We start from the raw sequence: 21,029 nt of genomic DNA, 5'->3' as shown, positions 1-21,029 counted from the left end.
TATATGGCAACTAAAATTACAGTAAGCCCCGAAGACCTGGCTAAATCGGCTCAGAAGTTCCGTAAAGAACTCCTGATGATGCCTATTATAGCACTCGAAAGATCGACTCAGCACATGACTGTTCGGTACGGTATTCAGGGTAAAGAAACCGTTGGTGAATTATCCGGTGGTGCGGAACTAGGACCTTACAATGCAGACAGGGAAGATGCCGACGATGTAAAGATCGTAGGTCGTACTCTCGAAACATTCTTTGGTAATGTTGTGAAGAAATTTGACCCAAACCAAGTTATTGGCTCTATATACGGCAGCATGGTAAATAGTGGTGAAGCTTTGAAAGGGGTTCCCATCGCATATCAGGTTGTTGCGTATGTGATAAAGCAGATTTCTAAAAACATGAATAAATCTTTATTCACCGCATCTAGAGTTGACACCGGAACCACAACATTAGAGTTGTTCAATGGTTTTGATACCATAGCAACGACAGAAATTGCAGCCGGTACTATATCTGCTGCAAAAAATAACCTGTTTGCTTTCGGTACGCCTCTTGATGTCACCAATTCAGTAGATGGGCTGAAAACACTTTACAATAGTTCTACTGATGAATTGCAGGATGAAGAAAAGGTAAAAATGTTTATCCCACGTAACATTTATAACTTCTATCTGGAAGATTATAAAGCCACCACAAATGCCACTCCTTATAATACCGAGTATAAAAAGACTTTTCTCGAAGGGTCAGACAATAGATGTGAATTAGTTCCTCTTGCTTCGAAGAAAGGTTCTCAATATATCCAATTAACCACACAGTCTAATATGTTGGTTGGTTGTGACCAATGGGGGAATAAGGAATTAATTAATGTAGACCGCTTTTCGGCTTTCTACCTTACTCTGTCTGCAGCTATGTTTTTCGGAACACAATATGAAAGTATTTCGCCCGAAAGATTGATGATTGGTAAACTTGCTTAAATATTAAACCATGGCAACAAAATGCGATACAGCTACAAGCCCGACATCATTAGAATGGTGTGACGGGCAAATAAATACTCCTGGTATCAGGAGTGAAGTATTTTTCACACCCCGGCGTAATATTTTAGCATGGCCCACGCTTCCCAGTACACTTGCTGCCGGCGAAACAATGGGTAAAATGGCTACCTATCAGGGTAACTTTGCCCTGGCAGCTGAGACCGTTTGGAATCGTATGGATATTATTATCAGCCGGTCACCTGTAACCAGTGAATCACAGGGTACAAAACCCTCTAAAACATACCTTAATCAGGCTACTATTGTTGTTCCGAATACTGATCAGGATGCCGCCGGATTCGCACGCCTGGCTAATAACGACGATTATGTATATATCGTGCAGGAAACAGGCGGTAAATACAGGGTATTGGGTAATGAGATGTATCAAACCGAAACAAATGTAGCAACGGCATTAGGTGCAGCTGCTACAGACGAAAAAGGTACAACTCTGACAATACAGGTTCCCGATATATGTCCGGCTCCCTTCTATGAAGGGGAAATTAGAACGGAAGACGGAATTATAAACGAAACTCCCGATGAAGCGCCCGAGAGTGGTGCGTGATATTTTCATAAGTGATATTAGTTTTAGTTATTAGGTGTGAGAGGTTTTGCCATAGGCAAAGCCTCTCTTGTCTTTTAGCAGCTTTCCGGTAATTACTAGGTTTGGTCTACAAATAATAAATAATCATTTTTATGAATTACCTTGAGTATTTGGAAAAAGTAAAGGCATGGCTCAATGCTGATCAGCCCGATATCGAAGCCGGCGCAAAACTCCTGCTTAGTTTGAACAGAAACCGGATATTATACCTGAATATAACCCGGAATCCTGAAAAATACCGTAAAAAACTGATTTACGAATTGCAAAAACAGGCTGAATTACTGGAAGCGAAATCGAATTATACTGAACTGAAATCATTGACGGATGAAGAAGTTAAAGAATTGGATGATAAGGTAGAAAAGTTCGACAAAGAAGTTGCGCCTGTTTATCTCGAAAAAACAAAAGGTAAAAGGGAAGATCACGACCAGCTGCCGGATGTTGCAATAGCAGCTTTCAACGAAAATGAAGACTTATACCCCAAAGTAAGGTCAACGCATGAGAAATTGAAACTGATGGCTAACGAAAGACCATGTGACAGGTATCCGTTTTTAAAACAGTTAGCGGCTTATGATGATACAATTCGCCGGAACTGGGATATTTACGACACAGCTGTCGCTGCTCCTATACCTGATGGTAATACGGCCAAGGTAGAAGAACTTGAACCAGAAAAAACAGCGGTCACACCACTGTCAGCAAAAGAAGTTACCAGCCACCGGGCATACCTCAGTAGAAACAAGGCTAAACTACTTGAGTTGAAAACAACCGGTAATATACCCGGATACGAGAATCTGAAAAACAATATGCAAACCAGGTATGACTTAATGAAAGCTGCCGGTGAATCATTCGACCCTGATCAGGAAAAAGAATTACAGGACTTAGGACTGACTATTACGCTAAATGAGAAGTGAAAAGAAAAACAAACAGATACTCAAAAATATAGGCTTGCAACGGATGCAAGCCTATTTAACTGATAGGCATGCGTAAGGAGAAAACAATAGATATATGTCACCGGCATTTATTCGATGATGTGGATACTTTAAAAAAAATAGGTATTCCACCTCAAATAATCGAACGTATCAAAAGAATACGCTCGATCTATACTATCTGGAATGATTATCCTACAAAGAAAGACAAGGAAATGAGGGACAAGCTTACCAGCATGTTCAATATTTCCATGTCGGAAGCGTATGAGGACATTAGAATCATAAAACAACTTCTGGGTGATTTTAACAACGCTACTAAAGCTTTCCACCGGTTCAGGGCTAATGCCATGTTTCTTGAAGCTTTCGAACTTGCCAGGATAAAAAAGAATCCCATAGCTGAAGTAATGGCAGGTGACAAGTACGCTAAATATAACCAACTCGATAAAGAAGATTCTTTAGAGTTTCCATGGGAGGATATTATGCCGCAAAATTATGAGCCTACATCTGATCCGACTGTAATAGGAATTAAACCGATAGCCAATATTCAGGAGAAGATAGCAGCCATGAAACAAAAGTATATGACAGATATTGAAGATGTAGACTATGAAGACATCGGCATTAATCCCAGTTTATTAGAGAATACGAAAGATTATGAGTAACCGTAAGAAAATATACTTTAACCCACCCCAACAGTTGGTTATGTACACCGGTGCTCATACTACTGTTTTTGTAGCCGGGCGGCGTATTGGGAAAACGCACGGCGTTGCAGGCCCTTATGTGCAACGTAACGCACAAAAGATGCCCCGTTCATCGGGTGCTTTCGTTTTTCCTTCTTATAAACGGGGATTAACCAACACATTACCAGGTACACTCAATGCGCTTAACTCTTTTGGTTTTAAACGCGATCTGCATTATGTGATAGGACGCAAACCGCCTAAAAGCCTGGGATTCGCCAAACCTATTATTGAGCCGGCTAATTACGAACATGTAATATATTGGTATAATGGCTCTATCCAGTATTTCATCTCTCAGGACATTACAGGTTCCTCTAATTCATTAACCCTTGATTGGCTGCTTTGCGATGAAGCTAAGTTCTTAGATTTCGAAAAATTGAAAGATGAAACCTTTCCTGCTAATGGTGGCATTAAATCCCATTTCGGACACATTCCATATCATCACGGAATGTTAATCATATCCGATATGCCCACATCCAAAAAGGGTTCATGGTTTTTAAACTATAAAGAGAAAATGGATCTGGAACTGATTGATACCATACACGGCATTATTTACAAACTATGGGAGATCAGGAACAAGATACAGGAGTATAAGAAGAAAGAACAGCCGATACCTAAATACCTAACATCTTATTACAAATACTTATCAAAATCACTATCCAAATTCAGACGTGCAGCTGTATATTACGGGGAATGGTCTAGTATCGAAAACCTGTTAATCCTGGGTGAAAATTATATCAAGCAAATGAAGCGTGATTTGCCCCCTATCGTGTTTCAAACCTCCATCTTATGTAAGAGGTTAGGGACGTTAAGAGACGGGTTCTATGCGGCGCTAAACAGCAAAATACATTATTACACCAGAAATAACAATAGCTATCTCCAAGACCTGGAATACAACTTGAAAGCAATTCAGGACAACAGTTCACTACAGGACGGGGATATACAACCCTTAGAGCCTATATGCGTGGCAATGGACTACAATTCTAACATTAACTGGATAGTTGCAGGTCAACCTGAGGGAATATGGATAAACGTCCTTAAAAGCTTTTATGTCAAGTATGAAAGAAAACTACCCGAGGTTATAGATGATTTCTGTTATTATTACAGGCATCACATGAAAAAGACAGTAGTATTCTATTACGATTCGACAGCATTAGGATCTAACTATGCTGTGAATGACGAAGACTTTAAATCGGTTGCCGAAATGCGTTTCAATCAGAACGGTTGGACGGTTGAGTTAATTTACATCGGTCAACCTATGAAACATATAGAGAAACACCTATTAATAAATCGTCTACTGAAAGGACAGGTTGAAGGAGGATTAACACCCCGTATCAATGAAGAGAATAACGAGGAATTGATTGTAGCACTTGAGAACACAGGGACACGTAACGGTTCAGAAGGTTTCAAGAAGGATAAATCGGGCGAAAAGCTGGCTGAATCGGAAGAAGATAAGTTAGAGTATCGCACTGATGGAACAGACGCTTATGATACTCTTGTTATCGGTATGAATAAGTTTCCTTACAATTCATCCGGAATATTCACAGGCTCACATATGGGAGGCAGATAGCCCTATCTCCTACTCTATACCATCCGGCGGTAATGACAGCTCATTACCGTCCTTTTTTTACCCGTATTAGGAGGTATAAATACACATCTAATATCCTATCATAGTGGTATATATAAGCATGCCATACAACCGTTCAAATGTTAAAATTCACACAAATTTTAACATTTACAAATATTTACATATTTTAACACTTTGCCATATAAGGTCGATTACCGCCCTGGTAATTACAAAGACGCGACAGGGCGAGGTCGGGGTCAACTTCGTTTAACTTCTGATTTTTTCAAAAATAGAAGCACAAAAAGTGTTAATAACTAGCTAAATAACTGATTATTAATCGGAAAAACGAAATAAAGTTAAACATTATTTAAGCTTTTGTTATGGTAATGGCTTAATATAAAGCGATTTAAAAAGGATATTCCTTTTTATATGTATTTTAAATAGAACATTTACTTTTATAACAAAAATGTTATAAAAAAACTTGCGTATTTATAACAAAAACGTTATATTTGTATTGTAAACAAATGTTCTTTGAATTATGAAAGTATCTGAACTAAGACGTAGAATCGAGCGTATCGGTTGTTACGTAACTAGGAACGGAGCCAATCATGATATCTATTACAGTCCGATAACTGATAAAAAGTTTCCTGTAAGCAGACACATGAGCGAGGAAGTCCCTATCGGTACTCAAAGAAGCATCGAAAAGAGCGCAGGTCTGAAATAGACCTGCCATTTGTTTGCAAAATATACATTATAATAATTTTAGTTATGAAACTGATAGCTATCATCGAAAAAGGAAAAGACGGTTACGGTATATATGTAACTAACCTGATAGATCACGGACTTACAGGAATGGGTAAAACCGTTGAAGCTGCAAAATCCGATATGTACGAAGCGTTGCAGCTATTGGTTAGTATTTATACGGATGAAGGGAACGCCGTACCTGATGAACTGGATAATCCGGAATTTGTTTTTAAATACGATATTCCTTCATTCTTTGAAGATTTTGACTGTATCAAGATATCCAAGATAGCAGCCAAAGCAGGTATCAACGAATCGTTAGTACGCCAATATAAAAATAAACTGGCTTTTGCATCTGAGGAACAAACTAATAAAATAAAAGATGCCGTACATGAGTTAGGTAAAGAATTACTGGCTGTCGAATTTAAGTGATTTTTATTTTACTTTGAGTGATCAAAGATATTTGTTTACACCATCGGCGAGGAAGTTTTTCCTCGCCTTTTTTTGTTTTATTATATATCTTATCTGGAATATGTATAGTTTTTTTGACTTTTCTATATATTTGCAGGAGCAAATTATTTACAAACAACATAATACCGATGAAAAGAATATTCTTATTATTTATAGCTTATATATTCTTTGTTTCTGGACATGCCCAGTTTATGGTTACTCCGGATGGACTACGGTCTGAATTTGATGAAAACATTGAATCTGTCGCTATAACTATACCTAACAGTACAAAGGATTTGTTATATGATGTTACATACCGATATTTGATAAATGAAAGACAGGATATTGTTCAATACACTAAAAATAAGACGCTTGCTTTCAGAATTGATGATACAAACTTTATTACTATACAGAAACCGGGTAATGATAAACCGGCATATGCAATTTATGAAGTGGTATTAAAATTTGATGATAATAAGATTGAATATAAAATTGCAGCATTACAGATGCCTGTCGAGAATTCGAAATATACCATCTTATTTAAAGGAAATTTGAAGGATGGATATCCCATATATAATAATAAACTTAAGCTTGTTAGGCAAAGGGAAAAGCTATTGATTGAATGGTATTTTAATGATAATTTTAAACATTTCAAGAATGAAATAACCAAGAATGTTAATATAGTTATGCCTAAACAAAATAGCAAACAGGTTCTTAAATTTGAAGACGGTTTATATATTATAGAGAATATGCCTGATTAATAAATAAGTCTCTTTCACTTTTTATATTTAAATACCTAGAATTCTCGGTTTCTAAATATTTTTTTAACCATCTAAATTTATTCAGTTGCCTTTATGACAAAGGCAACTGTTTTTTTTTATAAAAAACGGGAATTTCCGTTTTTACAGATACTTTTTTATTTAAATTTATAGTCTAATTTATAGACTATATAATACACTATAATGTTGCACAAACAATACTTTTTATAATGGAAAAAGATTTTATTGCATTAGATGTAAAGACAGCAAATCCCAGCCTTGATAGTATTTGTCAGATTGGGATTGTAAAATTTGTAGATGGACAAATAGTAGATTCTTGGAACTTAATTATTGATCCGGAAGACTGGTTTGATCCTTTTAATGTCAGTTTACATGGAATAACTGAAGAAATGGTATCGGGCAAACCAAAATATCCCGAAATATACAATCGGCTTAAAGAAATAGTTAATGGCATGGTTGTTGTCCATCACACAGCATTCGATAAGATTGCTCTTTCAAAAATAAATGAAAAGTATAGTCTTGATCCGTTACCTGTAAATGCTTGGCTAAATACTGCCAGAATAGTTAGAAGGACATGGGAACAATTCAAGGACAGTGGATATGGACTCGTTCCTGTTTCTGAATTCCTAAATATAAAGTTAAAGCATCATGATGCATTGAACGATGCAATAGCCACCGGGCAAATATTACTACATGCTATAGAAAAGACACAAATAGATGTATTGAATTGGCTGATTAGAGTAAATCAACCTATAACGGTGAGAGAACGAGATTATGCCGGATATAAGAATGATATAAAAAAAGAAGGAAATCCTGATGGTGATCTATATGGTGAAGTGGCTGTATTTACAGGAAGTTTTTCTTTGCCTAAAAAAGATTTAAGTATTATTGCATCACAAGCCGGTTGTGCCGTTGATACATCCTTTACATCCAAAACAACAATACTAGTTGTAGGGATCCAAAATGAAGCGGCTCTTAAAGGTGCTAAAAAAAGCAGTAAACATATAGCTGCTGAAAAAAGGATAGCTAACGGTGAATCGGTACGTATATTATCTGAAAAGGATTTCCGGGAGATGTGCCAATCTAATAGAGATATATAGAAATATTTACCTCTTTTTTTACCAGTAGCAACCGTGGTTATAATAACCACGGTTGCTATTTTTTTATATCGTCTAATAGCTTTTCAATATCGGAGATAGAATTTATTTTATAGACTTCTCCATTATGTTCTATGTATCCTGTCGTTCCTTCTATTTGAGGCTTTTCAAAAAATTCAGAAATTTTACAACCGATCGCTTCCGCCCATTTTATGAGCATTTGTGCGCCAGGATTACCATTATTTATGGTATTTGATATACTAGCTCTTGATACACCAATTCTTCTACCTAGCTCAGCTGCTGAGATATTGTATTGATCTAATACCTCTTGAATTCTTAATTTCATATGTGTATATATTTATTTATACACAAAAGTAAGATTAATTATATTTTAGATAAATATAAATATACTAAAATTAGTTAAAGTATAAATATATTTATCCAAAATTATTGTTTTGTATATTTTTATATGTACATTTGTATAAGAATAATGAAACAATAAAAATGTATAATCATGAGAATTGAGAAAACAGAAATAAAAGGATTACCGACTATTCATAGGGTAATTATTGAAGATATAGTTATCACAGACGAAAGGGATATAGCTAAATGCAAGCAGTACGAAGAGGATAATTACCATACTAGTGTGAAGTGCGTAGCTTGTAGATATGCTTACAGTAGTCTCTTTATTGATTGTGTTGATGAATTAGTAAGACTTGAAGTTTCTAATAAACCCAGCAACGAAGAAAAACATCAAAGCCTAATTAGATTCTTAGGTGAACATTTTAGAATTAGTTATAAATCAGAAAAATAAATAATATCATGATAAAGTTAAAAGGTGAGTTAGACTATGAATTAACCCGTTTGGGATTAAAGTCCGGTGATGAGATTGCAAGCCATACAAAACCGGGAAAAGTTAACGGTGTTGTTAATTTTGATGTAAATTTTGAAGGTTGGAAATATGCCTGTTCTGTATGGCCGGAAAATTACGATATAATAAATTTAAAAAATACAGCTTTATGAAAACAAAAATTCCAAATGCCCAGGTACGGCGTAAAACAATTGAGGTCCGTGACATGTTAGAAGACCTACATGTATTTGTTGAGAAAATCAATCTTTGTATTGCCCAGAACCCGAAATTATCGCATGATTCGAAAGTGAAGTATACTCGTGTTATACTGGATAATGGGGTTTCGCACATGTTTGAACTTGGAAATCACAGGTTACAGGTTGACCTGCAGACGGATATCGATACTGAATAATCAGCACTCAAAATATTTATACGGTCTATTAGTAATGGATTAATATATGAGTGAGATATTTAAGTAATAAAAAAATAAAAAGACGGGTTATGAAGAATCATGTAAATATAGGTGGTGCGATTATAAATAATAATGATACCATATCTGCGATAAAGGATATTCAAGAGGGTGAAGGTACTCATGTGAAGATTATAGAGAGTACGATAGAATTGATTTTGAGCGAAAAGGACCATATCCAGAAGTCGGCGGATACTTTGATGGATTATCTGAGTGATTTAAATTTGATAAAACAATTGTTGCAACAAATAAGTAATACCGGACACAATGAGTAAGAATAAGGATAAGGATTTCAGAGATATTATTTTTGCGCGCTACATCGGGCAATTCCTACAGGCAAATGATTCGGATACTACCATCAGGAAAAGCAGTGAAGAAATAGCTTTCGATCTGTCGGGGATGGCTTCTTTCAGCGCGGACGGAATTTCGGAGCGAATGATTCAGTTCGGTTACCGGATCGGTTTTGATGATCAGAAACCGGTATGGCTGTTGAAGGAAGATAATAAAAACCAAATTAAAGATTAAAAAAACCTAGTCCAGAACAATAGAGAGAAGGCCTGTCGTAACTGACAGGTCTTTTTTGTCTTTTCGGCTGTAGGTAATGCTTTGTTTATTTGCTTAAAACTTATAGACTATGAAATATTTGAGTTACGGCATTTGCTTTTTGATCGGTGTGGCTACAGCTGCTTTGTTCTGGAAATTGTCGGATATCCGATCTGAAAAATCAGATAGTTACGAAATTGTGCGTATTGACACTATCCGGAAAAGTGATTCTGTTTATGTGCCTATTCCCTATCCTATCGAGATAATCCCGGCTATTATTCCTTCCGAAATAGATACTCAGGCTGTTATAGCTGATTATTATTCGAAAAAGGTGTACAGGAATGACACGGTTATTAATACCGATAAACTGATAGTTTCTATTACAGATACAGTCACCGAAAACAGCCTGTCAGGCAGATCGGTGTATTACACGTTCGAATATCCGGAAGTAACCCGGTATAAGATACCTAAAGACCGGTTGAGTATAAATGCTGATACACGAGGGATTGTTAACCTGGCATGGCAGCGTAACAGGTTTGTATTTTCCGCCGGTTATGATATTGCTAATAAAAAACCGGTTGTCGGTTTTGGTATAAATATTTTCGAGAAATGATTTTAGAGACTTTTATCCCCGATCTGGCATTTTCGAGCCAGGTATCAAATATCGTTCTTTCGTCCGATAGTGACGTAAAGTTTGTGCTATACAGGGTAACGGAATCGGGCGAAAATGAAGCAATCTTATCGGAGCTGTACACTCCTGATAATGATTCGAAAATTTATATTCTGAACCTGCAAAAGATTTTGAGCGGTTACCTCGAACCGGTAATAACAGGCGACTTTGTTTTTTCGTTCGTGGTGGATGATGAAACATTGGAATATACATCGAGACTGATATTATCCAGATCTGAAATAAATGTAAGCGCCCCGAAATTTGTTGCTAATAAGTTTCTCTCTCTGTTGATGGGGGATAAGGTTACCCGTCCTAATAACAAGGAATATGTATCGGTTTATTCTCTTACGGAAGACACGGTTAATGTGAAAGCTTATTACCGGGATAATGAGACACAAACGTATTCTGAAAAGGATATAGCCGGTAATCAGGTTACTAAGGACACGGTTACTTTACTGGACGTGTCGCCCGGTAATTATGAGGCTGAAAATCTCGTCTTGGTGCGTTATATAGTTTCGTGCGGTGACAGGTCTATGACATTCTGGATTGATAACTTATCGGAAAGCAGTGCATTATCGGTTCTATTTTCAAATAATTTCGGAGTACTGGAAACTTTTTCTATCTCGGGTGTACTGCAATGGGAACCTAAATACACGAACGATATCGGAACGATCAGAGGTGAGTATAACAAATATAATATTGATTTCTACAGAGAATATACAGCGAACACAGGTGTACTGGAACGGCTCACAGCTGACTGGCTTGAACTGGAATTATTCTCGTCGCTATATGTTTTTGAAATGCGTGACACGCTTATCGGTAAACGAATAATGATCAGTGATCAGACTGTAAAACGCAGTAGCAGCAAAACGGAAACTCCTTCGTTCGAATTCAAATATAGAATTTCGCAGCGTATTCAGGACGTAATAGACTTTGCAGGTTTTATTCATCGGATTTTTGATATGACATTCGACTTAACTTTTGACTGATGAAAGAATATATACACATAAGCAAGGTACGCAGGCTGATGAATTCTCATACTGAAATTGCATCTATGAAGTGCTGGAAGAAAGACGGCTCAATAATGATCTGCCGGAACATTATCTGCACATCGAGCAATTTCAAAGGGAATACTTTTAATATCCGGTTCCTGGATTCGGGGGAAATACGGAAGATAAAAGCATTTTTTATTTTCGAAATTAATAATCAGGAAGTTATATTATGAGCAGAAATATTACAGATTTAGGATATCATTCGGCAGTTATTGACCTAGGTAATGGTCATGCAGCCTATATTAATACGATTGATTTCGGGGAATTGGACTCTATGTTATCCGATATTACGGATGATTCGAAAACAACTCCTACCAAAATATCAGGTTATGAAAGCTTACGGGGTTATGTGCCGTGGGGTGCATCGAACCAACGCCCGTACAATACCATAGATTTAATTAAGGCAGATGAAGTACTGGCACAAAATAAGCATTTTAATGCTTTGACCTGTTACGCTTCCGGGCTTACATTCAAGAAAGAAAATAACGAGAAAATAGCAGATAAGGAAATTACTGATTTCTTTAAATACAACAGGCCGGTTAAATACCTGCTCGATCAGTGTGTGGACATGAAGTATTTTCTGTTCACTGTTTCTGTTATTATTCTCAACAAAGAAGGCAGTAAGATTGTACGGATTGTACATAAGGAAGCGTGTCACTGCCGGTTTGAATCGTGCAATCCTAAAACGGGGCAAATCGAACACCTGTACTATGCCAACTTCCGTGATAATACACCTAAAAAAGAAGATACGGAAATAATAGAAGTACTGGACTATTACAATCCCATCGGCGACCTGGAGGTAAGATTAGGAAAGATACCTGATGATGATGGAAAAATGCGGAAACCGACTAATACTCGAAAGTTTGCCATAATCAACAAATTTCCGACGGTAGAAGATAAATACTATCCAATACCGCCTTATTACTCTATATTTCACAGCGGTTGGTATAGCTACAAACGATACATTCCTATCGTAAAACTTGCCAAATTAAAGAATGGTACTAAAGTTCGATATCATGTGGAAATACATACTGAGTACTGGAAAAACCTGTTTAAAAACGAAGGTATTACAACCGATGAAGCCAAGAAAGACCGGGTTAAAAAGCAATGGAAGGATATAGAGGAGTTTCTTACAGGCCTCGAAAAATCAGATAAAGTTTGGATCAGTGATTATTACACCGACCCATCCGGCAAAGAAATCAAGTATATACGAATCAATTTAGTAGATACAACTAAAGAAGGTGGTGATTTTATTGATGATTCGGCAGAAGCTTCTAACATGATGTGTTATGCAGATGCTGTACACCCGGCTATGATCGGTGCAACACCAGGTAAATCACAGGGAAGTTATCAGGGTTCGGTACAACGGGAATTATTTACGATCAAACAATCGCTCGAAAAGCCATATCACGACATTCTGTTAGAGCCTTATTTAGTTATAAAGGAGTTTAACGGATGGGATGATATTATTTTCGATGTTCCGGTAATTACCCTCACAACGCTTGACAAAGGAAAGGATACGGAAGAAAATACAATGCGTACAACCAATAATAACTAAAGAATATGATTATAAATTCGATTGACGAATTCGTTTCGTTTATTCCTACAGCTTACGGATATAATCCGGATGATAAGATGTCAGATTATGATATTATTAAACCGTTTCTGCAAGAGTCAGAAATATGGGTAAAGGATGAATTATTAGGTGCTGACCTGTTTTCGTTTGCCGAAATGGGAACTGATCAGGAACTGCATGATAGTATTGCCCGGGTTATTGCCTGTAGCGCTTATTATTCCTGTATTCCTTTCGTTGACCTGATACAAACACCTAACGGTTTTGCAGTAGTGTCAAATTCGAATCAAGCGCCGGCGTCGAAAGAGCGCGTTGAAAGGTTATTGAATTGGGTTAAGACCAGATACAGTGAGGCTGTGGATATGCTTATTCTTATGGTATTTAAAAACCAGGATTACAACCTGCTTTGGAAGAAATCGGATAATTACAACCGGTACACTGAATGTCTGATAATGACTGCAGCTTCACTTCGTAAATACGGAAGAAAAGACGCTCAGAGAGATACTTTGGACGAATTACACCCTATGTTAATGTCTTATCAAATGCAAATTGCCAAGATGATAAGTCCTGAATATATGGATGAACTGATACAAAAGAGGCGTAATCAAGACCTGACCGATTCAGACATGGTAGTATTGCTGTTTTTGTATTCCGTGATCGGTTTGATGCTGAAAAAGGAACATGTATATCCCATGTTAGAAACTATAGTTAATACTATGGTGAAAGATTTAGACCAATATCCGGCATATAAAAACTCGGAAACCTACAGGCTCAAGATCAGTGACAAGTTTCAGAATTCGAAGGATAGTTCAATTTTTGTTTGGTAAGCCATGAAAATATTACTTATTATCATTATCGCTATTATAGCCTGGATAATTATGTTTGCCTGTTACGCTACGTATATGCGAATGAAATTGTCTGTTGTTGAACATATTGATTTTACATTACCGAAATCATGGAAGGAACTCACTGAGAAACAATTCCTGTTTATTTGCCAGCTATTCCTGATGGATAACTCCCAGGATGAAATACTGGCTAAATGCTTTTTGTTTTTCACTAAAATAAAGGTTATTCGTAAAACGTCGTCCGGTTTATGGTTTTGCAAATCCGGTGGAAATAATTTTACAATACTGGATTACGAAGTACAGGACTTTTCTCAGAGACTGCTATTTATCGTTGAAAATATCAGCGATGTAAAACCCTTGAGTTCAATAGCAGGATTCAGTCCTGTTAATCACACATTCGAGGGTATACCTTTTAAACAATGGTTAGCAGCCGAAAACTATTATCAGGCTTTTCTCTACACTAAAGACGAAAGATTTCTGAATATGCTTTGTGCTGTGATCTATTCGGAAGGCATAGAGTTTGACGACAGCCAAACTGAAAAAAGAGCCCGAAGGTTCAGGAAGATACCGGCAGTATCCCGTTTCTCCGTTTTTATTGTCTATATGGGATTTAAAGAAATGCTATCCCGGCAGTTCCCGTATTTCTTTAAAAAGGCTATTGGGGAACCAACAGACAGAAAAGAGCCGCCAAGAATGAGAGAGCATATTAATAATATGCTTCATGTTCTGGATGGTGGCGACGCTACCAAGACAGAGCAGATATTCTATATAGATTCGTGGCTGGCTTTTGATAAGTTAAACCGGAAAGCCAAAGAAATACAAGAAATGGAAGAACGTTTAAGTAAAATGAAACAGAAATGAGAATCCAGTTTAATGCATACACCTATTTCACCGGCATAGCTGAAAAGCTTAAAATTTCGAAAGACAATGAGTTTTACCCCTGCAAAGTCAGCGGACTGGCAAACATGGAAGAAGTACTCAGTTCTTTCAGGGGAAAGAAAGCATATTTTGCCATCGACGATACAAACGACGGAATCATATATCAGGGACGGGGCGGCGGATATTTTGAGAGAAAGATGTACACTATATTTATCCTCAAAAAAATTACTGCCGGAAATATGGATATGCAACACCAGGCCTTGAATATATGCCGGCAAATTTATCATTCTGTTTGCACACGGCTGATCAAAGACCGGCGCGAACTTGAGAATGAAATGATTTATTTAGACACAGAGCGTATCCCATTCTATGAACTCGAAGGTTATGCGATAGCCGGATGTACAGGGCTTTACTTTATGATTACTGTTGACCAACCCCGTAACTTATGCTATGACACAAACGAATGGTACGAATGACAGGGAGGAATATCTGAACGCCTGGGCTAAGACAATGACAAATATCTGGATTGAAAAACTAGTAGTGTATAATGTTCGGGATACAGGTAGCCTGCTAAATTCTGTAGCTGAAAATCTGGCTCATAATCTTGTGAAAAATGCTAATGGTGATATAGAGATCATAGAGCATTTCTTCAACTATTACGGAATATATGTTGAACGTGGAACCGGTAAAGAAATACCTAAGGGTAATGATGGTGATTTAGGTTTCACTCCTAAAAGAAAACGGAAGCTTTGGTTTAATCGCAAATTCTACTATTACTGCATGAAATTAGCGGAGAAAATGGCTGAAATATCGGGTAAAGAGTTTACGCATGTAATGCAAAATATCATTGAGAAGGAAATTCCCCGATTTTAAAATAAACAGACTGGCTTTTGTCTTTTACCACACAAAATAAATATCCTTATTTCACTCAAAATTATAAACCATGGCCAGCCATTGTGAATATGTATTATGTCCGGTGTGTAAACAGAAGTTCTGTGTCCGGTGCAATATTTACGTTTGTCCCAATTGTAAGAATAAATATGTGTGTGTATGAATATTTTAGATCAGATTTTGCAATATGCAAATCAAATTAAAAATCAAACGGGTAAATTTCTTAACACCTCGCAGATAGTTGGTTCTGTATTGGTAGGAATTACCGAATACATTAAAAATATCGTTTCCGGTCAAATACGGCAGCCGGCTGTTGATACTTACGCTTTATTGTTATCAACATATCCGACTCCTGCTAATGGATGGACGGTTTTAGTTCGTGCTGATAAAACTATTTATCAGTGGAACGGCTCTCAATGGGTAAACCTTGAATCTGCCGTATATCCCGAGAATGTTGCAACACAGGACGATTTAGATGATTATGCTAAAACTACAACTACAGACGGAACATTAGTACGTACAGCTGATGGTACAATACCAAATGTTGATTTATCAGCCAAAGCCGACAAAGTTTCGACTTTGGCTCAACCGGTTACTTATTACAAAGCAGCATCAGGGGATACCACCGGCGAAACTGACTTAACAACCGAATTCAAAGCCTCTTTTGTCCCTACAACAGTTGCGTACATGGGTATTCACCGTTGGTTTTTCAACGGTCTGAACTCCAATCCTCCATCTAATGGAAATGCACCTGTTGCCAGTGGTGACGGTTCAGCCAATATAGCCGGTTATATGGCTATATATAAACTCGAACCAAACACCACATATGAAATTGACGGTAACGCTAATTACATTCCTAATTTCGGCGAACCTCCTTATTACAATATCGATGCAAATAGCAATCTTGTTGCTTGGAATAATGGCAGCCCTGTAAAGAGAGAAATGCCTTCGTGGGTACTTGTTGCTGCTAATTCTTCCGGAGCAATGCAGTATGCAACAACACCGGCATACTATTGCTATCCGGACTATAAGAAGAAATATAGGTTCACAACACCTAACCAAGAGCTATATCTATGTGGATATGTGGCTATATCGTCCGCTCCTACATTCGTTGTTGCTGCTGCTAGTATGCCTATGCCTTCAATGGTATTCGATAGCCGTGAAACTATCTCCCTGAAAAAGGTGTCAGGGGCAACGGGCACAGCTGATGCGTTGGTAGATGTCAACGGGGTTAGTTTGAAAAGCCTTGATTTCGGAACCGATATCAAGGCAGAAATAACTAAAATAGAGGGAATAGTATCACACCCTAGCGGTGGAGACCCTAATCCTAATTTATTCGAAGGAATACCCACGCCTTTGACAGTACTAGATCGTAATATTGATGTTAACGGAGTAGTTGTTCCGGCAGGTAATACGGCGGGTGCAAGCTACTGCTATATCGATTATTATTTTCCCGTAAAACCGGGTCTGTATAAATTGAATTTATCTCCATATCGAAGGAATTCATGGACTGTCAGTGGAACAACTTATAGTTGTGTCGAATTTAGTCTTTGCGGCGAGAATCAGGTATTTATACCATGGCCGGCGAATATGCCGGAACAGCCTTTAAATAGACCGGGAATCGCTGCTGCAGGTGTAAATCCCCGTACATACGCATATATTAATGTTCCTTATGGACTTGGTGTAAAGTATATCCGGATTAACGCCGTAAAAAACACTTACGACACAGTTGCCGCTTCTGAGGAAGGTCTTATTTTACAGAAAGTCTATTCCGAAGATGCAGTAGAAACAGACAATTTAAAAGTTGAAATTGCGGCTAATCAACTATCCGATGCTCAGGCATATGGAACTGACGGTAAGATTCAGATACCTACTTTAATGGTACCTGAATCGAATATTATTAAAGATGGTAGCAGTGGTGGAGATGATACCTATAAAATCTCTATGCGGAACACGAATACGTTTGTAGGGTCTTTGAACACAGCCATAGATCAGATTTTTGCATTAAAATCACATGCACGACATGTTCTTTGCGGACACTTCACGACAGACGGTAGTGCCGGTAATGGAGCGCTAAAAGCTTTGGTTGCAACTCAAAAAGCCGTCGCCCAAAATAGGAATATTCCTTTTATCGATTTGGCTTCGATAATGGGTTATACTCTCAACGATACTAATATCGTTAATGGGATAGACTATAATAACTTAAAATCGTGGTGCGATGATGGATTACATCCGGGTCTATCGTCTAGTTCAGCGATGGCTGACGCTCTATTTTCCGCTGTATATGAATTGCTCAAACCGATATTCGGAAATAGTTGGATGGGAAAGAATGTCACTGTTATCGGCGATTCTATTGCTGCCGGATATTCGTATAACGGAACTACCGTCAGCTGGGCGCAATTTATTTCACGGGCATTAACTGCACTGGGCGCTAACGTTACACTTTACGCTTCATCCGGAGGCGTACTTCGGGCGACAGACACGGACAATGTAACGTTATCTAACAGCTTTATGGGTAATAACGTATCTAATTGGGGCTTTCAGGCGCAAATCCTTGATAGGATTGTCGCCGGTACTGACATTGCTGATTTATACCTGTGGGAGATCGGTCACAATGATTTCATGGCTGATATTAGAGATTTTAAAATTAACTGGAATTAAAATGAAATTAGAACGTAATAAATCATATAAAGGAGATTGCATTAAACTAATGAAACTCCTGCCCGATGAGTCAGTCGATGTTATTTGTACGGACCCTCCGTATTTATATCTTAAAAATCAAAAGCTTGATCGACCGTTTGACGAAAAAGCTTACTTCGATCAGGTCAAGAGAGTCTTAAAAAAGGATGGCTTTATTGTCCTATTCGGTCGTGGTACTTCTTTTTACCGATGGAATACTATTCTGGCTGATTTAGGTTTCACTTTTAAGGAAGAGATTGTTTGGGATAAGCAATATACTTCATCACCTGTATTGAAAGTGAGCAGGATACATGAGACTATATCTATCCACACAAAAGGAAATGGGATTCTAAATAAGGTAAGAAATCCTTATTTGGAAATGAAAGGTTACGATATTGAATCTATCTGTAGTGATATAAAAAGGCTATCTTCTATACTGGGTAACCAAAAAGATCTACTGGCAGTTCAGCGATATCTTGAAGATGGTAATCTATATCGAGATGGGGTAGTTCGTAAAAAGGAATCTGTTTCTATTTCAGCCAATTCCACGAAAAAAGCAAATATCAGCGGCTCGATTATGAAGATGTTACAAGATGGACAAGTTGAGAAAACAATTATAAGACATCCATATGACAGATATGCTAGATGCCACCCTACGCAAAAACCGACTCGTCTAATCGAAAGATTATTAGCCTTAGTCTGCAAGGTTGAACCTAACAATCCTAAACCGTTAGTTTTAGATACTTTCAGAGGTTCCGCTTCTACTGATATTGCTTGTATGAACTCCGGATGTGATTGCATCAGCTTCGAGATCGATGCCGAATATTTCGAAGCCGGCGAGAAACGAAAGGCTGAACATAGAATGAGTTTACAACCTGATTTATTTGAGGAGGTATTGAAATGAAAACACCAGAAACTATATTTTATAATCTTAACAGCTGGGTATGGGTCGCCGTTAATTGCTCTGATGATTTCTTGACTGATATTAGAGATTTTAAGATTAATTGGAATTGAAAAAATACAAATATGAAAGAAATAGTACACGAACTGATATCCCCTTATCTATCTGCCATCTATAAGGTTCTGTTTGCATATGTAATAGTCTTACTGGCTGTTATTGCTGACCTCTGGTCTGGCATAAGTAAATCAAAGGCAAAAGGTATATATACTCATACATATGGATTAGATCGAACCTTAGATAAACTAAGGAAAAGGTATAACCTATTGCTGGCTTTTAGCCTGGTAGATTCACTGATTATTATTTCCGATATTAATCCAAGTAACATTCCTTATGCAACTATAGGAGCTGCAATAATCATGTGCTTAGTCGAGATCAAATCGATCTTCGAGAAAGACGAAGATAAGGGACGTTACAAAGAAGCCGCAAAAACCGCAGCTGAATTGTGGAAAGGCATAAATAAAGAAGAACTGGCCGATATAATTATCAATAAAATGGAGGAAAAGAAAAATGAAAACAAATAAAGGCTGCTTTCTCGCAGGCTCGTATCAAAATAACACGAATCTGCCGGCTGATCTTATTACCGAAGATCAGCTCAAAAAAATATACCCATATTCGTCCAAAACAAATAGAGACCTATATCTACCCTACCTGAATAAATATTTCCATAAATACGGTGTAGATACTTTCGAGCGTATATGTGCTTTCCTGGCACAAGTAGGCCACGAATCGGGGCAATTAAAATATGTAGAAGAAATTGCATCCGGAAAAGCTTATGATACTGGAAGTTTAGCGGTCAAATTAGGTAATACACCGGAACCTGATGGTGATGGTCAAAAGTATAAAGGAAAGGGGCTTATTCAAGTTACAGGTAAAACTAATTATCAGAAATTCACTAACTGGTGCATAGGTAATAATATTTCGGACATTGACTTTGTTAAACATCCGGAAATGTTGAAAGAGCCGGAATATGCTGTTCTATCAGCCTTTTGGTATTGGTCGGTAAATATCCTTAACCGATACGCTACCTTAAAAGAAGATGATTTCCGAAAGTTAACCAAAGTTATAAACGGCGGACTTAACGGATATGCTGACAGAAAAGAAATATGGGATAAAGCGAAGGATGTATTGAAATGAGAACACCAGGACAAATTTATGTAAAATATAGCGGATTTCTGCATACACCGACAAAAGGTGAAGCTCTGAACGCTATTAGGCTGATACAAGAAGATGCCTATAACCAAGCAATTGATGATGTAGACAATCTGATTGAGAATCATGATGAAGAAGTTTACATCGGAGTAGTTAACGACATTTTAAAATTAAAGAAATGACAAAGTATAGAATAATTTAAATAACAATATTCTTATTAAAAAAAACAGGTGAAAATTTAATTAACAACCAAATTAATTAACAAAATGGAAAGAAATCAAGAATTTTTTGCTAACAAAGAATCAATCGATGGCATTAAAAATATAATCAAAAGAATTAAACGATTAGGTCCAAATAGAGAACGTAGTCTTGCAATAACTAAATTACAAGAAGGGCTTTTATGGTTAGTACTGGATTCATCACGGTCAAATGATGAACCCGATCCCGATTGGTTATAAAAAAATATTCTTAGACTGTTTTACTCGATTTTATCTATAATTTGGAATTGCCTGGGCTGTGAAGTCCGGGCTTTTTTGTGTCTTTTTGCTTATAAAACATAGCC

29 protein-coding genes are annotated in these 21,029 nt (G+C 37.3%); 28 read left to right on the top strand and 1 reads right to left on the bottom strand.

Features of this window, described 5'->3' with window-relative positions:
* Positions 1–3: 3 nt before the first annotated feature.
* The 9 genes from BUC12_RS03095 to BUC12_RS03055 all read left to right on the top strand — a co-directional run bounded on the left by BUC12_RS03095 (position 4) and on the right by BUC12_RS03055 (position 7,909).
* The gene (locus tag BUC12_RS03095; protein WP_062175719.1) at positions 4–963 is read left to right on the top strand and encodes a hypothetical protein; all 960 of its coding nucleotides are present in this window, start codon (positions 4–6) and stop codon (positions 961–963) included.
* 10 nt (positions 964–973) lie between these two features.
* Positions 974–1,579 (top strand): hypothetical protein, encoded by a 606-nt coding sequence (locus BUC12_RS03090; protein WP_062175717.1) that lies wholly within the window; start codon positions 974–976, stop codon positions 1,577–1,579.
* A 131-nt stretch (positions 1,580–1,710) separates the two neighbouring features.
* On the top strand, positions 1,711–2,523 hold the full coding sequence (locus tag BUC12_RS03085; protein WP_062175715.1) for a hypothetical protein: 813 nt from the start codon (positions 1,711–1,713) through the stop codon (positions 2,521–2,523).
* A gap of 68 nt (positions 2,524–2,591) precedes the next feature.
* Complete coding sequence (locus tag BUC12_RS03080; protein ID WP_062175713.1) at positions 2,592–3,197, top strand: hypothetical protein; 606 nt, start codon at positions 2,592–2,594, stop codon at positions 3,195–3,197.
* Positions 3,190–4,842, top strand: a complete 1,653-nt coding sequence (locus tag BUC12_RS03075) for a hypothetical protein (protein ID WP_062175711.1) — start codon at positions 3,190–3,192, stop codon at positions 4,840–4,842. Before BUC12_RS03080 ends, BUC12_RS03075 begins: the two co-directional genes overlap by 8 nt.
* A 535-nt stretch (positions 4,843–5,377) precedes the next feature.
* Positions 5,378–5,563 (top strand): type II toxin-antitoxin system HicA family toxin, encoded by a 186-nt coding sequence (locus tag BUC12_RS03070; protein ID WP_062175709.1) that lies wholly within the window; start codon positions 5,378–5,380, stop codon positions 5,561–5,563.
* A gap of 44 nt (positions 5,564–5,607) precedes the next feature.
* The gene (locus BUC12_RS03065) at positions 5,608–6,012 is read left to right on the top strand and encodes a type II toxin-antitoxin system HicB family antitoxin (protein WP_062175707.1); all 405 of its coding nucleotides are present in this window, start codon (positions 5,608–5,610) and stop codon (positions 6,010–6,012) included.
* A gap of 167 nt (positions 6,013–6,179) precedes the next feature.
* The gene (locus BUC12_RS03060) at positions 6,180–6,791 is read left to right on the top strand and encodes a hypothetical protein (protein ID WP_062175705.1); all 612 of its coding nucleotides are present in this window, start codon (positions 6,180–6,182) and stop codon (positions 6,789–6,791) included.
* 227 nt (positions 6,792–7,018) lie between these two features.
* The gene (locus tag BUC12_RS03055) at positions 7,019–7,909 is read left to right on the top strand and encodes an exonuclease domain-containing protein (RefSeq protein WP_062175702.1); all 891 of its coding nucleotides are present in this window, start codon (positions 7,019–7,021) and stop codon (positions 7,907–7,909) included.
* 55 nt (positions 7,910–7,964) lie between these two features.
* On the opposite strand, the gene BUC12_RS03050 is transcribed toward BUC12_RS03055, so the two are convergent.
* Complete coding sequence (locus BUC12_RS03050) at positions 7,965–8,252, bottom strand: helix-turn-helix domain-containing protein (protein ID WP_062175700.1); 288 nt, start codon at positions 8,250–8,252, stop codon at positions 7,965–7,967.
* Positions 8,253–8,420: 168 nt separating this feature from the next.
* On the opposite strand from BUC12_RS03050, the gene BUC12_RS03045 reads away from it, so the two are divergent.
* The 19 genes from BUC12_RS03045 to BUC12_RS02955 all read left to right on the top strand — a co-directional run bounded on the left by BUC12_RS03045 (position 8,421) and on the right by BUC12_RS02955 (position 20,925).
* Positions 8,421–8,720 carry a hypothetical protein gene (locus BUC12_RS03045; RefSeq protein ID WP_062175699.1) on the top strand — a complete coding sequence of 100 codons (300 nt, stop codon included), beginning with the start codon at positions 8,421–8,423 and terminating at the stop codon, positions 8,718–8,720.
* A gap of 8 nt (positions 8,721–8,728) precedes the next feature.
* A complete protein-coding gene (locus tag BUC12_RS03040; RefSeq protein WP_062175697.1) occupies positions 8,729–8,929 on the top strand; it encodes a hypothetical protein in 201 nt (66 codons plus the stop codon).
* The gene (locus BUC12_RS03035; protein WP_062175695.1) at positions 8,926–9,168 is read left to right on the top strand and encodes a hypothetical protein; all 243 of its coding nucleotides are present in this window, start codon (positions 8,926–8,928) and stop codon (positions 9,166–9,168) included. The genes BUC12_RS03040 and BUC12_RS03035 overlap by 4 nt, the downstream gene beginning before the upstream one ends.
* 89 nt (positions 9,169–9,257) lie before the next feature.
* Complete coding sequence (locus BUC12_RS03030) at positions 9,258–9,500, top strand: hypothetical protein (protein ID WP_062175693.1); 243 nt, start codon at positions 9,258–9,260, stop codon at positions 9,498–9,500.
* Positions 9,493–9,750: a hypothetical protein gene (locus tag BUC12_RS03025; protein WP_062175691.1), complete on the top strand. Its 258-nt coding sequence runs from the start codon at positions 9,493–9,495 to the stop codon at positions 9,748–9,750. The genes BUC12_RS03030 and BUC12_RS03025 overlap by 8 nt, the downstream gene beginning before the upstream one ends.
* 109 nt (positions 9,751–9,859) lie before the next feature.
* Entirely contained in the window at positions 9,860–10,381 is a 522-nt protein-coding gene (locus BUC12_RS03020) for a hypothetical protein (RefSeq protein ID WP_062175689.1), read from the top strand.
* Positions 10,378–11,427 carry a hypothetical protein gene (locus tag BUC12_RS03015; protein ID WP_062175687.1) on the top strand — a complete coding sequence of 350 codons (1,050 nt, stop codon included), beginning with the start codon at positions 10,378–10,380 and terminating at the stop codon, positions 11,425–11,427. The genes BUC12_RS03020 and BUC12_RS03015 overlap by 4 nt, the downstream gene beginning before the upstream one ends.
* Positions 11,427–11,663: a hypothetical protein gene (locus BUC12_RS03010; RefSeq protein WP_062175685.1), complete on the top strand. Its 237-nt coding sequence runs from the start codon at positions 11,427–11,429 to the stop codon at positions 11,661–11,663. The genes BUC12_RS03015 and BUC12_RS03010 overlap by 1 nt, the downstream gene beginning before the upstream one ends.
* Complete coding sequence (locus BUC12_RS03005; RefSeq protein WP_062175683.1) at positions 11,660–13,048, top strand: hypothetical protein; 1,389 nt, start codon at positions 11,660–11,662, stop codon at positions 13,046–13,048. The genes BUC12_RS03010 and BUC12_RS03005 overlap by 4 nt, the downstream gene beginning before the upstream one ends.
* A gap of 5 nt (positions 13,049–13,053) precedes the next feature.
* The gene (locus tag BUC12_RS03000; protein WP_062175681.1) at positions 13,054–13,890 is read left to right on the top strand and encodes a DUF6712 family protein; all 837 of its coding nucleotides are present in this window, start codon (positions 13,054–13,056) and stop codon (positions 13,888–13,890) included.
* A gap of 3 nt (positions 13,891–13,893) precedes the next feature.
* On the top strand, positions 13,894–14,769 hold the full coding sequence (locus BUC12_RS02995) for a hypothetical protein (RefSeq protein WP_073357278.1): 876 nt from the start codon (positions 13,894–13,896) through the stop codon (positions 14,767–14,769).
* Positions 14,766–15,263: a hypothetical protein gene (locus BUC12_RS02990; protein WP_062175677.1), complete on the top strand. Its 498-nt coding sequence runs from the start codon at positions 14,766–14,768 to the stop codon at positions 15,261–15,263. Before BUC12_RS02995 ends, BUC12_RS02990 begins: the two co-directional genes overlap by 4 nt.
* Complete coding sequence (locus BUC12_RS02985) at positions 15,238–15,660, top strand: hypothetical protein (protein ID WP_062175676.1); 423 nt, start codon at positions 15,238–15,240, stop codon at positions 15,658–15,660. Before BUC12_RS02990 ends, BUC12_RS02985 begins: the two co-directional genes overlap by 26 nt.
* Before the next feature lie 177 nt (positions 15,661–15,837).
* A complete protein-coding gene (locus BUC12_RS02980; RefSeq protein WP_062175675.1) occupies positions 15,838–18,339 on the top strand; it encodes an SGNH/GDSL hydrolase family protein in 2,502 nt (833 codons plus the stop codon).
* A 1-nt stretch (position 18,340) separates the two neighbouring features.
* Complete coding sequence (locus BUC12_RS02975) at positions 18,341–19,261, top strand: DNA-methyltransferase (protein ID WP_070808532.1); 921 nt, start codon at positions 18,341–18,343, stop codon at positions 19,259–19,261.
* 122 nt (positions 19,262–19,383) lie between these two features.
* Positions 19,384–19,839: a hypothetical protein gene (locus BUC12_RS02970; protein WP_062175673.1), complete on the top strand. Its 456-nt coding sequence runs from the start codon at positions 19,384–19,386 to the stop codon at positions 19,837–19,839.
* Positions 19,826–20,452 carry a glycoside hydrolase family 19 protein gene (locus BUC12_RS02965; RefSeq protein ID WP_062175672.1) on the top strand — a complete coding sequence of 209 codons (627 nt, stop codon included), beginning with the start codon at positions 19,826–19,828 and terminating at the stop codon, positions 20,450–20,452. Before BUC12_RS02970 ends, BUC12_RS02965 begins: the two co-directional genes overlap by 14 nt.
* Positions 20,449–20,649 (top strand): hypothetical protein, encoded by a 201-nt coding sequence (locus tag BUC12_RS02960; protein WP_062175671.1) that lies wholly within the window; start codon positions 20,449–20,451, stop codon positions 20,647–20,649. Before BUC12_RS02965 ends, BUC12_RS02960 begins: the two co-directional genes overlap by 4 nt.
* A gap of 84 nt (positions 20,650–20,733) precedes the next feature.
* A complete protein-coding gene (locus BUC12_RS02955) occupies positions 20,734–20,925 on the top strand; it encodes an Acb2/Tad1 domain-containing protein (protein ID WP_062175670.1) in 192 nt (63 codons plus the stop codon).
* Positions 20,926–21,029: the final 104 nt, after the last annotated feature.

Origin of the sequence: Indolivaga macrotermitis (assembly GCF_900128985.1) — a bacterium.
In the GTDB taxonomy this organism is placed as follows: Bacteria; Bacteroidota; Bacteroidia; order Bacteroidales; family Dysgonomonadaceae; genus Dysgonomonas_A; species Dysgonomonas_A macrotermitis.
This window is presented reverse-complemented; position numbering and strand designations above follow the sequence as displayed.